A 13,442-nucleotide genomic window follows, 5' to 3' on the forward strand; every position below is an offset into this window, starting at 1 on the left:
TTTCCGACGTCTCGGAAAACCAAGTAGTTCTCTCAAAGTTACTTTTAATAACGGCGTAATTGGCGAAACCTTTAGGAAAAAAACCATAAAATTAAAGAAATAGCGATAAAGGAGAAGAAAGCGTGACTGGTAATAAATTTATCAAAAAAAAGATAAGAAAAACGCTAAAGTTGTCGAGAAGTCCGTCGAGCGAGGTTTTGTGTTTTTATTAACCAAAGAAGCCAAATAAACTGAAATGGTGTTATGAGATTTAAAGTAATTGATTAACCTAACAAGGTTAAGGCAAGGTTAGGTGCTTGCTTCGCTTGAGCCAGAATAGTGGTGCTAACTTGCTGCAGAATTTGCTGCTTTAGCATCTGAGTCGTTTCCTTGGCGTAATCGGTATCTTTGATTCGACTGTTTGAGGTCGCCAAGTTTTCATGAACATTTTCAAGGTTGTTAATGGCGTGGTCGAAGCGGTTTTGCATTGCGCCTAATTCAGAGCGATGGCTATCCACGTACTTCATCGCGGTATCTAAAATAGAAACAGCACGCTGCGCACCACCCACATCCGTCACATTGATGTCATTCACCGACTCATAGTAACCCGCCGACATCGACAGTTCACTCGCGAGTGAACCAGAGAAAGAGATAGTGCCAGAGGTATCTTCACCAGACATGTAGATTTGAAGCTGCCCATCATCATTAACCGAAGCTGAGACCAGATCCGTTTGACCATTTATGTAGGTCGCCAACTCTTCAATGTCATCGCCGACTTTCGCATTAATGATGATCTCTTGAGGCTGACCAAAACGATCGGTAAACGACATCGTCATATCATTCTGATTTGATTTCACTGCCCACGAGTCATTGGCCATGCCATTAGCGACATAACTAAAACCACCCATGTTGATGTCATCGGTACGCATACTTTTGAGGCCGATTTGTACCGCCTCGCCAGAGCTACCACCAATCTGAAATGACGTACTACCAAAGTTACCATTGAGAAGTTTTTTGCCACCAAAAGAAGTGGTCTCTGCAATACGATTCAGCTCATCGTTTAAGGCGGTAATCTCTTCTTGAATCGCCGTTCTTTCGGACTGGCTATTTGAACCGTTGCTTGCTTGTAGAGACAAGTCGCGCATGCGCTGCATGATATTGGTGGTTTCATTCATCGCACCTTCAGCGGTTTGCATGATAGATATACCATCATTCGCATTACGCACAGCGACATCAATACCACTCATCTGCGCTTCCAAGCGGTTGGAGATTTGTAGGCCAGCAGCGTCGTCTTTAGCGCTGTTAATACGACTCCCTGAAGCCAAGCGCTCCAAAGATTGGTTCAGCATGTTATTGGCATTAGAGAGGTTTCTCTGGGCCACCAGCGCTGAGACATTGGTATTAACAGTTATAGCCATAGACCTTCGCTTACAAAAAGAGGAATAAAACTCACGATTGCTCTTATATCGACCAATTCATATAAAGCTTTAATAAAAAAGGAGCCCTGAGGCTCCCTTTGTTTATTCTTTTTGAGACGACTTACTTAATCGTTAATGCACTCAACATCTCAGTTGAAGGAGCAAAGTAATACGCGCCAGTCACCGCTTTAGTAAAGCGAAGCAGTTGGTCTGTTTTACCATCAGTTACGCCGTACATGCTCTCTAGCATCGCGTCGAAGTTATGGCGCACGTTACAGTAAGCAATAAACAGTAGGCCGTGATCACCCGTTGCTGTGCCGTAAGGTAAGCTGTGACGAACGATCTTAAGGCCTTTGCCTTCTTCTTTAATATCTACACGACCAACGTGAGACGCTGCTGGAACATCATCGAGCTCGATTGAATCAGGCTTAGTACGACCAACCACTTTTTCCTGCGCCGATACATTCAATCGGTTCCAAGCTGGAAGGTTATGAACAAAGCGCTGCACCATCACGTAGCTACCACCCGCAAATTCACCTTCAGGAACAATCGCGACTTCAGCGCGTTGTGCGTCTTTCGGGTTTTCAGTACCATCAACGAAGTCCGTCATGTCACGAGAGTCTAGGAAGCGGTAACCGTAAGTTTCATCAACCACTTCAACGTCTGCTGCTACTTCAGATAGCAATTTACGTAAGATGAAGAAGTGCAGATCGTGTCGGTTTGAATGGCAGTGAATCAACACATCTGCTGGCGTGCTAGGTGCTGTAACATCACCTTCACCAAGCGCAGGGAAATCAATTAGATCAGAGGGAGCTGCCTGCTCGAACTTATCCCAAAACGCTTTAGAGAATGCAACCGAAGCCGTTAGGTTTGCATCTGGCTGAGTCTGATTCAGCTCTTCGATTAGCGCTGGAATCTTTTGAATTTCAGCTAGTACATTAGCAGTGTTAGCATTCACTTTAAGTTGAACGTAAAGAGCGAAAGGCCCAGCTTCAGGCAAAATAGCACTTTGAACGTTAGGCTGCTCATTTGAGACATTAAGCATAGATTATTCCTTCCAGTTTTAGCTTCTAAGTATAATGGTGAATGGGACAAATGTTTTGATGAGAATCAGTCTTCGTGCTCAACCACTTTAAAGCAATCCCGTGCTGTATAGCTATTGGTTAGATAAAGCGCAAACCACAGCAGCAACAATAGGGTGAGACCATTTGACCAACGGAACCAACCGTTATCCAAATAGATTAAATAAATTGTATGGGAACCCTGCCCCACAATAGCAGCCATAGTGGCCCAACGCCCCCAAGACACCACTTTATTGAGGCGCTTTCTATCTGGAGATCTTAGCCCAAATAACCACATCAGTATCAAGCTAGGGACACTCAAAGCGATCCCTACATAAAACATATGATGATCTGGGTAGATGATCTCGAGAATATCAGTTCCCGATTCTCTACTTGCACCTGCAACGATGAAAACGACGAGAGCTTTCGCAAGAAACAGCCAACCTAACCATAATAAGATGGGTGCTTTTAAGAAGCCGTGCTTGTCGTATTGTTCTATGGAGTACCGCACAAATCTCACTTTCACTTGTTTTCAAACCAACACTTTAACGCAAATCATTCATACTTAACTAGGTTTGCGTTATCTTATTAGCTAATCCGTTTTAATTATCGAACTCAGCATGAAAAAGAAAACTAATACACCCTCTGTTGAATCACAACAAGAAGCACTGAAGATAGCCAAAGCGACTCAAAAGCCAGCCCAAACCAAAGAACAAACCAAATTAATTGCCCAAGGTATTGAGAAAGGCATCGCGCTTTACAAGAAGCAGCAAAAGGAACGCAACCGTCAAGCTGATAAAGCCAAAAAACGTGTACAAAAAGAGAAGCAAACTCAACAAGCGGCGATAGAACAAGAGCGCAATGCAACATCGAGTGTTGAAGCGACATCAAATCACTCAAGTAAGTTACCGTGGATACTATTGTTCGCGAGCTGGGTAGGTTTTGCGATTTATTTGATGCAATAACAGGATAGACGTATGAAAAAGGAATGGATGGCATTAGCCGTGAGCGGCATGTTGTTGGGGTGTACGACACCGACGACAGTCCCGCATAGCGAAGCTGACCAAGTACAAATGGATTATCATGGACTGATTGATATCAGCAAGTGCGCGTACAAAGGGGAAGTCACTGGTAGCGAAGGCCATTGGTACAGCTACCTATTCTACCCGAATGACACCTTGATTCAGGGTGCGATGAACGAACTCAAAACCAATACCATTGAGCTTGGTGCAAACACAGTCATCTTTACCTTACCTCAAGATTTTGCCACTTCGGTTACCATGTTAGGCACTGCTTATCTTTGCGAGTAACCAACAGCTCTACTGCGTGCCATACAAAAAAGAAAGCCAGCTTTCGCTGGCTTATACGCTAAATCCAAGGCTTGTTGCTATATCGCTTTTTCGTTCGAGAACCCACTGACTGTCAAATGGTCCCCAGTCGGATAACTGGTAATAGCCATCATTATGACGTCGCCCATCTTGAACAAACATAAGTTCGATACCGATCCCCGGTAACGCCTTGAGTACATCTTGAATAGTACGACGAGGCCAACCCGTTTTTTCGATGAGTTTAGGCACATTTGGCCTATCAATGCTTTCAACTAACAATGCTAAATATAGCCGCCTTGCAAAAACAGGACTCAACTCCATTGACACCTCCTATATATGTACAACTCAATTATTTCTTTTTTCGCTGACAACATGTTGAGGCTGATCAATAAGTCTCCAATAGTGACATTTTCTTACTGTTTTTTTTCGCTCAATGAAATATTCCTCACTCTATTTTGTCTGAATTGCCGCTTCCTGATAGGATTCAACTCATAACAATGAAAGAAAATCACCCAGAGGAACAATAATGACTATCACAATGTTTGGTATCCCAAATTGCGACACGATTAAAAAAGCAAAGAAATGGCTCGAAGCTGAAGGTATCGAGTTCGAATTTCACGATTATCGCAAACAAGGCATCACTGAAGAGTTGGTAACAAGCTTCTGTTCAGAGCTTGGTTGGGAACTTGTACTAAACAAACGTGGCACGACTTATCGTCAGCTTTCTCAAGAGCAAAAAGACACGTTAACAGAGCAAACGGCAATCACTCTGCTTGTTGAACAACCAGCGATGATCAAGCGCCCTATTTTAAAAGTCGATGGCAAACTTCACATCGGCTTTAAAGCTGACCAGTACGCGGCTATTTTTGCGTGATCAGTCACTTTTATAATCAACAACTTGCGCAATAAGCAATATTAGAACAGATAACAAGGCGTAGAGCGTGCTCTGTTCAACGCCTGAAATTAATGACTCGACGTTTTATTTAAACAAGGAATTCAAGGATGACAGATAGCCCAACTCTGGCTCTGGCAAAAGACCTCATTAGCCGTCAATCGGTAACCCCTGAAGATGCGGGCTGCCAAGAGCTGATGATTAATCGATTAAAATCACTCGGATTTGAAATCGAAGTGATGGTATTTGAAGATACGACGAACTTCTGGGCTCGTCGTGGTACCGAAGCACCTCTATTTGCTTTCGCAGGTCACACCGACGTGGTTCCAGCTGGCCCAATCGAACAATGGAACAACAAACCATTTGAACCAACGATCGTTGATGGCTACTTACACGGCCGTGGTGCGGCAGACATGAAAGGTTCTCTGGCTTCAATGATTGTTGCCGTAGAGCAATTTATTGAAAAGTACCCAGACCACTCTGGTTCAATCGGCTTCCTTATCACCTCTGATGAAGAAGGCCCTTTCATCAACGGTACAGTACGTGTTGTTGAAGCTCTGATGGCACGTGGTGAGAACATTGACATGTGTATTGTTGGTGAGCCATCAAGCACTGAGTTTGTGGGCGATGTGGTGAAGAACGGCCGTCGCGGCTCTATCACAGGCGATCTAACCATTAAAGGTACACAAGGTCATGTTGCCTACCCTCACCTAGCAAATAACCCGGTACACAGCTCTCTGCTGGCAATTCACGAGCTAGCGACGACTGAATGGGACCAAGGTAATGACTACTTCCCACCAACCAGTTTCCAGATCCCGAATGTGAGTGCAGGTACTGGCGCGTCTAACGTGATTCCAGGTGAGTTTAATGTTCAGTTTAACCTGCGTTTTAGTACTGAATTAAGCAATGACGTTATCGTTGAGCGCGTGACAACAACGCTCGATAAATACGATTTCGAATACGATCTTAAGTGGACCTTCAACGGCGACCCGTTCCTAACAGACGCAGGCTCACTGCTTGATGCGATTGTTGATGCTGTTGGTCACGTCAATGATGTGAAACCAGCGCTGCTGACAACTGGCGGTACATCTGATGGTCGCTTCATTGCACGTATGGGCGGACAGGTGGTTGAACTTGGCCCAGTAAACGCGACCATTCACAAGGTTAACGAATGCGTGAAAGTGGCGGATTTAGAGAAGCTAACTGACATGTACGAAAGAACGTTGGTGAACTTGTTCGCTAAATAGATCTTTCCTAGCGAAGTATCACTTCCAAACATTAGAGACGCGTTATGACACCAGAGCAGCTTACCGGACAATCAGATTCTCATCTGGCACCGACACTAATTGGTACTAAGACCTTCTTGGTACACAGTGACGTTATCGATGACCTAAACAGTTTGATTGAGGCTGCTCAGCTTGCTGGCTTTAAAATGGAGATCGCCAGTGGCTTTCGTGACTATGAAAGGCAATCGCTGATATGGAACCGTAAGTTTTCTGGTGAAGCCCCGATCTTAAACTCTGATAGCCAACCACTTGATGCTTCAACACTGACTGAACATCAAAAGCTGTCGGCGATTCTGAGATGGTCTGCGCTTCCTGGAGCGAGTCGCCACCATTGGGGTTGTGACTTCGATGTGTTTGCTCGTAATCACCTCCCTGAAGACACACAGCTACAACTAGAGCCATGGGAATACCTTACCGGCCACCAGCAAGCGTTTTATCAATGGCTCTCTGCGAATGCTGCACAATTTGGGTTCTTTTTCCCGTATAGCCAAGACCTTGGCGGTGTGGCGATAGAACCTTGGCATATTAGCCATCGTAGCGTTTCGGAGCTGTGTTTATCACAGTTATCCCCGACTTTACTTGGCAAGCAGCTCAAATCTAAGCCAGTATTAGGGTATGAGATTATTATGGAGCAGCTAGACGATATCTATGCGCGCTTCATAGCAAACATCAGCCATTAGGAGCGCTTATGTTAGAGTGGCTTACAAACCCTTGGGTTATCATCATCATCGTGATTAGCGTTGTGGTAGGTAACATCGCAGCTCTAAAACAGACCGCTAATACGGATCTTGGCAAAACAAGCCGTAGCAAACGAGAGAGCAACTTGGACAAGCTCAATCGTCTAGATAAGCAGAACCAAGAGAAAACTCAATCGAAAGAGACCAAAGGTAGCTAATCTTACGGTCAAACGAACACAAAAAAGAGGACACAATGTGTCCTCTTTTTATTTGTTTACACTGAAACATTGGCTGAACTAAAAGGGCCTATTTTCCGAGGCCCTTTAACCTATCAAGGTTTGCTTACTCAGCTTCCGCCGCTTTATCATCTTTGGTTTGGTCTGCAACGTGTGCTAGAACAGGAACCAGTGACTTAAGTAGCTCTTCTTCTACTGGCTTACCTGATGCGTCCGTCACGTTAATTGACGTACGGTTACCAAGGTCACCAAATAGGAAGTTGTATGTACCTGGCGCTAGATCAACAGGCTGTAAACCAACCTCTTCCCAGAACTTATCATCTGGCGCTGCGTACTTAGCTTTAACCGTACCCTGAGATTGGTTACGCTCTTCAAGCTCAAAGCCCATCGCCGGCAACAAGGTCGGCAGACGCTGCCAGAATACGTTGTATGGCGTACGAGCAATAATCACAGGGAAACCACTGCGGTCAGAGCCCATCGAGATAGGAATGCGCTTCACTAGCTCTTGTGCTTTCAGAGCCGCTTCAGCACGAAGGTTTTCATCGTACTTAGCCATCACTAAATTGGTTAGGAAAGCGTTGTAACGCTCTTTGTTGGTTGCCGTAACTGGTTTCTCTTTGTTGCCTTCACGCCAATCAATAAGGTTAATCTTGAAGCCATGACGGTTATTCGCTTGGAAACGAGAGATAGAGTAGCGGCTGCCGATCTCTACGTCTTCGTCTTCAGAAACCCAAGTAACCCAATCGGTCTCAATCTCGTTCTCAGACTGTTCACGAATACCAATACCACGTTGAGCCAACATGTCGACAGCCGTTTGCCATACACGGTCTGCTTCTTCTGCACGAAGCAACCATAACGTTACTTCACCGTTTTGACGCTCAGCACGAGCACCAGGGATCAACTCAAGAACCTGTTGTGGTGGACGAATATCCACGGCAGGGCCGACACCACCAGTGAAGTCACCGCTCGGGATGTCAAAATTGGGGTAGAACTGAGGCTGAGCATCTTCAGGCAGCTGCCATTGTGAAAACTCAGGTGTTTCTAAGTATTCGAAATCATCTTTGGCTTGACGACGTTGAGTCGGGCTGCCAGAACATGCTGTAAGAACGAAAACAGCCAGTGACCCAATCACTAGCTGGTGAGAATACTTCATTTATACTCCTAAATGCCGAAGGTTCGCTTCGGCATCACTTCATACGTTTTTAGTAAATACACGCTTCAGTCATTGCTTGAGCAACAACAGGTTGAGCTGGTTCCGACAGTTCAGTCAGAGGTAAGCGTAAGCCACCTTCAGCAATCAGACCCATTTTATGAACCGCCCATTTTACGGGAATAGGGTTAGACTCAACGAACAAATTCTTATGTAGAGGCATCAAGCGCTCATTGATCGCTTCTGCTTCTTCAAACTTACCTTCTTTCGCAAGTTTGAACATAGTAGCCATATCAGCCGCTGCAACGTTATTCGTTACAGAAATCACACCATCGCCACCACGCTTAACAAATTCTAGGCCTGTTAAGTCATCACCACTTAGTAAGATAAAATCTTCGCCACAAAGTTCACGGTGAATTGCAATTCTGTCGAGATCACCCGTCGCATCTTTAAGTGCAACAATGTTTTCGATCTCAGAAAGGCGAGCAACTGTCTCTGGTAATAGGTCTACAGCAGTACGACCCGGTACATTGTATAGGATTTGAGGAACGTCACTTACTTCAGCAATCGCTTTGTAGTGTTGGTACAAACCTTCTTGAGTCGGTTTGTTGTAGTAAGGCGTTACGCTCAGGCAACCCGCAATACCAGAACCGTTCAATAAACGACTGAATAGCACTGACTCGTGCGTAGCATTAGCGCCTGTACCTGCGATAACTGGGATACGACCATCAGCAAATTCAACGATCTTATTGACGACTTTGACATGCTCTTCAATTGTGAGTGTTGACGACTCACCTGTTGTGCCAACCGCAACCAGACCATCACTACCTGCAGCAACATGGTGCTCAACTAACTTTTTAAGGCTGTCGAAATCCACTTCGCCATCTGCGTTAAATGGCGTAACTAGCGCAACGATACTTCCTGAAAACATGTCTATCTCCCTTAATTTATTCTTTTTGCATGTTACTGTAAGCCAATCAATAAACACAAGACATTAAAGTGGCTTAGCGGCAACATCGGTATGAAATATTGTCGTATGTTTGAGGTAAAACGGCTTATGACGCCGTTCAGCCTAAAATTTGGATAACCTGAGCTCAATCTAACGGATAGCAAACCCGTCGATGTCAGTATCAGGTAAGCTGTGCAGCCACTCGACAAACTTGCGTTTCCGCGTTTTAGATATTCTTATCATTTGTTGCCAGTTAGACGCAAGATGAGTCATAAAAAGCCCCGCTCGCACGCTTATTCCTCCTGCTAACTGTGCTAACATGCATGAATCAATGGAATATATAGAGACGTGATTTTATGACTCAACATCTAGTAATCACAGCTGTGGGCACAGATCGCCCAGGTGTTTGTAACCAAGTGGTCCACTTGGTCACCCAATCAGGCTGTAACATTATTGATAGCCGTATCGCCCTGTTTGGCGAAGAATTTACGCTTATCATGCTACTGTCTGGTAAAGCAAACAACATCACCCGTGTTGAAACCACCCTGCCCTTGCTTGGCCAAGAGCACGACTTGATTACGATTATGAAGCGCACCTCTCCGCACGATGTGGTAGAGAACTCCTACACGCTAGAAGTGTTCGTTGAGTCAGATGACAAACTCGGCCTGACCGAGCAGTTCACACAGTTCTTTGCAGACCGAGACATCGGCCTCGACTCACTGAGCGCACAAACGATCAATAAATCTAAGGTCCAGCTCGATAACGACCAATTCCATATCTCTATTACCGCTTCTGTGCAGTCAGAATGTAATTTGATGCAGCTACAAGAAGAATTCAACTCGCTGTGTCAGAGCCTATCAGTCCAAGGCTCGCTCAACTTTATTAAAAACAGTCTTTAAAAAGGAAATATCATGAATACGCTAACGGCTGGTGTTCCAGCACCTGCTTTTTCTCTTCCAGATCAAGATGGCAATATCGTATCTCTTGGTGACTTCAAGGGTAAAAAAGTACTTTTCTACTTCTACCCAAAAGCAATGACTCCGGGTTGTATCGTTCAAGCAGAAGGTCTGCGTGACATCAAAGCTGAGCTAGATGCACTGAACGTGGTTGTTCTGGGTGTTAGCATCGACCCAGTGAAACGCCTACCTAACTTCATTGAGAAGAAGTCTCTCAACTTCACACTACTATCTGACGAAGACCACAGTGTTGCTGAGCAGTTCGGTGTTTGGGGTGAGAAGAAGTTCATGGGTAAGGTTTACGATGGTCTACACCGTATTAGCTTCCTAATTGACGAAGAAGGTCAGATTGAGCACGTCTTCAACAAGTTCAAGACAAAAACTCACCACGAAGTGGTTCTAGAGTACTTCAACCAAGAAGCTTAATGCTTGTTGAGGTGAGCTAACTAGACTCACTACTAATCAAGACAAATTAAAAAGGCGACTATCATCGATAGTCGCCTTTTTGTCATTCATTTTTCGTTAATGATGATGCACAGGGTCATCATCTAATGCATGGCTAGGTAAAGCATTCCAAACCGCCTTCACTAAGGTTGCCAGTGGAATTGCGAAAAACACGCCCCAGAATCCCCAAAGCCCACCAAACACTAACACCGCCACAATAATCGCAACAGGGTGTAGATTCACAGCTTCAGAGAACAGAACCGGCACTAACACGTTACCATCTAGGGCTTGAATGATGCCGTAAGCCAATAACAGCCAGTAGAATTGAGGCTCAAGCCCCCACTGGAACAAGCCAACAATGGCAACTGGTACGGTTACCGCCGCTGCACCTATGTATGGGATCAATACCGAGAAACCGACAGCAACCGCGAGCAACACAGAGTAACGAAGATCTAAAATCGCAAAAGTAACATAGCTGACGCTACCCACGATTAAAATCTCTAGCACCTTACCTCGGATGTAATTCGAGATTTGTTCGTTCATCTCTTCCCATACTTTAGTCGCTAAACGACGGTTTCGAGGAAGCACACCACTTGCCATTCTGATCATCTCTTCTTTGTCTTTCAGTAAGAAGAAAATAAGCAGTGGAACTAAGATAAGATAAACACCTAGCGTCGCTAAGCTAACCAGAGACGCCAATGAGCCTTTCACCACACTTTCCCCCATACCTAACGCCTTGTTCTTCGCGTTAGACATCACAGATTCAACAATCTGTAAGTTGGCCAGCTCAGGGTAACGCTCTGGAATCGTTGCAATGAACTTCTGCAAGCTACCATACATACTAGGAATATCATTGATCAGGTTGCCCACTTGCTCCCAAATGGTTGGCACTAACCCGAATATCGCTAAAAGCATTAAGCTAAAGAACATCAAGATCACCAACATCACCGATGGCGTCCTTGGAATACCGAGTCGTTGAAGTTGAGTCACTGGCCACTCGAGCAAATAAGCCAAGACAATCGCCACCAACAATGGTGCGATCAGGTGACCAAAGAAGTAGATAGTAATAAAGCCGAATAGAATGATGGCAACCAAACTGACAGCGTGTGGATCAGAGAAACGTCGTTTATACCAACGACTGACCATTTCAAGCATCTGACTGCGATTCCTTTTTAGTGACGAGGAGATGGTGGTAATTAGAACAAACCTCTGTCATGACAACATAAGCTTGCTTAGACAAAAACGTAACAATATCTTTCATCGAACTGTTATCTGATACATAAATTGACAAAGATTGCCCTACTTCTAACTTTACACTGTGACGCTTGGCTAATAATAACGCCATTGGGCAGCGCTCTTTGCGTAAATCTAGAATATTAGGTGTCATTCTTGGGCTCGATGCTTATTATAAGGGGCATATTGTAATCTGTTTTTGAAAACGTGCCATCATTGATTCATCTTCCTTCAGGATAGCGCACGCACTTAACAAAGGTTAAACCAGATAAAGAACCAATTTGCATTGCCCTTGTCTTACTGTCAGAAGAAACGGAGTATTACTGACTAATATGTTTAAACGCGCTCGTTCAATTGCTTGCTTATGCATTGCAGCCACATTAAGCACCCCAACGTTGGCTAACACCAACAGCTTGGATTTACCGGACATCGGCACCGCGGCTGGCGGCACACTCACTATCGATCAAGAACTCATCTATGGTGATGCGTACATGCGCATCATCAGAAGCAGCCAGCCTGTCATCAATGATCCAGTTCTAAACCTTTATATCGACACACTAGGTCATCGCCTTGTCGCGAATGCCAATGACGTAAAAACCCCTTTTCAGTTCTTTATGATCCGTGACCGCAACATCAACGCTTTCGCTTTCTTTGGCGGTTATGTTGCGCTGCACTCGGGTCTTTTCTTACATGCAAAGTCGGAAAGTGAACTTGCATCTGTGTTAGCGCACGAAATCGCACACGTTACGCAGCGTCACTTAGCGCGTAGTATGGAAGATCAAGCGCGTCGCTCTCCTGCGACTATTGCAGCGCTTGCCGGCTCCATATTACTGGCGATTGCCGCACCTGAAGCCGGTATTGCGGCCTTAACCGCAACCACCGCGGGTAACATGCAGAGTCAAATCAACTACACTCGTAGTAATGAGAAAGAAGCCGATCGCTTCGGTATCAACACACTCGCCAAGGCTGGATTTGACGTAAACGCAATGCCACGCTTCTTCAGCCGTTTAGCTGATGAATACCGTTATGCCAGCACACCACCACCGATGTTGTTGACTCACCCATTACCAGAAGACCGTATTACCGACTCTCGTGCTCGCGCTCGCAGTTATCCACCGCTAAAGCTTGCTCCATCCTTAGATTACCACTTAGCAAGAGCCCGAATCGTTGCTCGATATGCCGGTATCAATAGTGAAGCTTCACTGGACTGGTTCTCTCGCCAATTGAAAAAGGCACCAAAAGAGGTCATCCCTTCGTTAGAGTACGGACAAGCGTTGGTTTACCTCGACTCTAAAAAATTTGATAACGCTGAGACTATACTGACCAAGCTGATTACCAGTGATCCGACTAACCTATTCTATTTGGATGCGATTTCCGACCTTCACATTGAACAGGAAAAGCCTGAGCTTACCATTAAGGAGTTAAAGCCTGCTTTGGTCCGTCAGCCAAACAACCCAGTTCTTACTATCAACTATGCAAACGCCTTGATTGAAAAAGAAGACTTTGCAGAGGCTATTCGCGTATTACAACGTTATACGCATGACAATCCGAATGACACCAATGGCTGGTATCTGCTCTCAAAAGCGAACACGAGCCTTGGAAACAGTGATGAAGATCTTGCTGCTCGCGCTGAAATTTTGGCATTGCAAGCCAACTGGAACAAAGCAATTCAGTACTACACGCAAGCAAGTCAAATCGCAGAACTCGGTAGTTTGAAGCAAGCTCGCTACGATGCTCGAATTGATCAACTGATGATCCAGCGCGAGCGCTTCTTAGCACTGCAATAAGCCGAGCAATACGCGGAAATCCCAAAAGAACAAAGCTCAACGTATA

General features: G+C 45.1%; 17 protein-coding genes. 9 read left to right on the top strand and 8 right to left on the bottom strand.

The window, feature by feature from the left end:
• Positions 1-263: 263 nt before the first annotated feature.
• The 3 genes from JC606_RS10625 to JC606_RS10635 form a co-directional block, all read right to left on the bottom strand.
• Positions 264-1,397 (bottom strand): flagellin, encoded by a 1,134-nt coding sequence (locus JC606_RS10625; protein WP_102423686.1) that lies wholly within the window; start codon positions 1,395-1,397, stop codon positions 264-266.
• 121 nt (positions 1,398-1,518) lie between these two features.
• A complete protein-coding gene (locus JC606_RS10630; RefSeq protein WP_102423685.1) occupies positions 1,519-2,442 on the bottom strand; it encodes a Dyp-type peroxidase in 924 nt (307 codons plus the stop codon).
• A 65-nt stretch (positions 2,443-2,507) separates the two neighbouring features.
• Positions 2,508-2,969: a DUF2919 domain-containing protein gene (locus tag JC606_RS10635; protein ID WP_198778568.1), complete on the bottom strand. Its 462-nt coding sequence runs from the start codon at positions 2,967-2,969 to the stop codon at positions 2,508-2,510.
• Between the two features lie 109 nt (positions 2,970-3,078).
• Between JC606_RS10635 and JC606_RS10640 the strand changes: the two genes are divergently transcribed.
• Together JC606_RS10640 and JC606_RS10645 are read left to right on the top strand one after the other, a co-directional pair.
• Positions 3,079-3,423 (top strand): DUF2956 domain-containing protein, encoded by a 345-nt coding sequence (locus JC606_RS10640; RefSeq protein ID WP_137409000.1) that lies wholly within the window; start codon positions 3,079-3,081, stop codon positions 3,421-3,423.
• Between the two features lie 12 nt (positions 3,424-3,435).
• Complete coding sequence (locus tag JC606_RS10645; protein ID WP_198778569.1) at positions 3,436-3,768, top strand: DUF4156 domain-containing protein; 333 nt, start codon at positions 3,436-3,438, stop codon at positions 3,766-3,768.
• A 51-nt stretch (positions 3,769-3,819) separates the two neighbouring features.
• Here JC606_RS10645 and JC606_RS10650 read toward each other — a convergent pair whose 3' ends face one another.
• Positions 3,820-4,107: a winged helix-turn-helix domain-containing protein gene (locus JC606_RS10650; protein ID WP_198778570.1), complete on the bottom strand. Its 288-nt coding sequence runs from the start codon at positions 4,105-4,107 to the stop codon at positions 3,820-3,822.
• Positions 4,108-4,312: 205 nt separating this feature from the next.
• Between JC606_RS10650 and JC606_RS10655 the strand changes: the two genes are divergently transcribed.
• From JC606_RS10655 to JC606_RS10670, 4 genes are all read left to right on the top strand, one after another.
• Positions 4,313-4,660, top strand: coding sequence for an ArsC family reductase (locus JC606_RS10655; RefSeq protein WP_004741664.1), 348 nt, complete (start codon positions 4,313-4,315; stop codon positions 4,658-4,660).
• Between the two features lie 128 nt (positions 4,661-4,788).
• Positions 4,789-5,925: a succinyl-diaminopimelate desuccinylase gene (dapE, locus tag JC606_RS10660; RefSeq protein WP_198778571.1), complete on the top strand. Its 1,137-nt coding sequence runs from the start codon at positions 4,789-4,791 to the stop codon at positions 5,923-5,925.
• Between the two features lie 44 nt (positions 5,926-5,969).
• Complete coding sequence (locus JC606_RS10665; protein ID WP_198778572.1) at positions 5,970-6,644, top strand: M15 family metallopeptidase; 675 nt, start codon at positions 5,970-5,972, stop codon at positions 6,642-6,644.
• 8 nt (positions 6,645-6,652) lie between these two features.
• Complete coding sequence (locus JC606_RS10670) at positions 6,653-6,859, top strand: DUF2897 family protein (protein WP_198778573.1); 207 nt, start codon at positions 6,653-6,655, stop codon at positions 6,857-6,859.
• 124 nt (positions 6,860-6,983) lie between these two features.
• Here the strand turns inward: JC606_RS10670 and bamC are convergent, their stop codons facing one another.
• Complete coding sequence (gene bamC / locus JC606_RS10675) at positions 6,984-8,030, bottom strand: outer membrane protein assembly factor BamC (RefSeq protein ID WP_198778574.1); 1,047 nt, start codon at positions 8,028-8,030, stop codon at positions 6,984-6,986.
• A 49-nt stretch (positions 8,031-8,079) separates the two neighbouring features.
• Positions 8,080-8,958, bottom strand: coding sequence for a 4-hydroxy-tetrahydrodipicolinate synthase (dapA, locus tag JC606_RS10680; RefSeq protein WP_004741658.1), 879 nt, complete (start codon positions 8,956-8,958; stop codon positions 8,080-8,082).
• A gap of 374 nt (positions 8,959-9,332) precedes the next feature.
• Here dapA and JC606_RS10685 point away from each other — a divergent pair, with 374 nt between their 5' ends.
• Positions 9,333-9,875 (top strand): glycine cleavage system protein R, encoded by a 543-nt coding sequence (locus tag JC606_RS10685; RefSeq protein WP_004741657.1) that lies wholly within the window; start codon positions 9,333-9,335, stop codon positions 9,873-9,875.
• A gap of 12 nt (positions 9,876-9,887) precedes the next feature.
• A complete protein-coding gene (bcp, locus tag JC606_RS10690; protein ID WP_061034333.1) occupies positions 9,888-10,358 on the top strand; it encodes a thioredoxin-dependent thiol peroxidase in 471 nt (156 codons plus the stop codon).
• Between the two features lie 96 nt (positions 10,359-10,454).
• Here bcp and JC606_RS10695 read toward each other — a convergent pair whose 3' ends face one another.
• Both JC606_RS10695 and JC606_RS10700 read right to left on the bottom strand, forming a co-directional pair.
• Positions 10,455-11,531: an AI-2E family transporter gene (locus JC606_RS10695; RefSeq protein WP_198778575.1), complete on the bottom strand. Its 1,077-nt coding sequence runs from the start codon at positions 11,529-11,531 to the stop codon at positions 10,455-10,457.
• Complete coding sequence (locus tag JC606_RS10700) at positions 11,524-11,763, bottom strand: sulfurtransferase TusA family protein (RefSeq protein WP_198778576.1); 240 nt, start codon at positions 11,761-11,763, stop codon at positions 11,524-11,526. The genes JC606_RS10695 and JC606_RS10700 overlap by 8 nt, the downstream gene beginning before the upstream one ends.
• A 178-nt stretch (positions 11,764-11,941) precedes the next feature.
• Here JC606_RS10700 and JC606_RS10705 point away from each other — a divergent pair, with 178 nt between their 5' ends.
• Positions 11,942-13,396, top strand: coding sequence for a beta-barrel assembly-enhancing protease (locus tag JC606_RS10705; RefSeq protein ID WP_198778577.1), 1,455 nt, complete (start codon positions 11,942-11,944; stop codon positions 13,394-13,396).
• Positions 13,397-13,442 lie beyond the last annotated feature (46 nt).

It is taken from the genome of Vibrio sp. IB15, assembly GCF_016406055.1.
Classification (GTDB): domain Bacteria; phylum Pseudomonadota; class Gammaproteobacteria; order Enterobacterales; family Vibrionaceae; genus Vibrio; species Vibrio chagasii.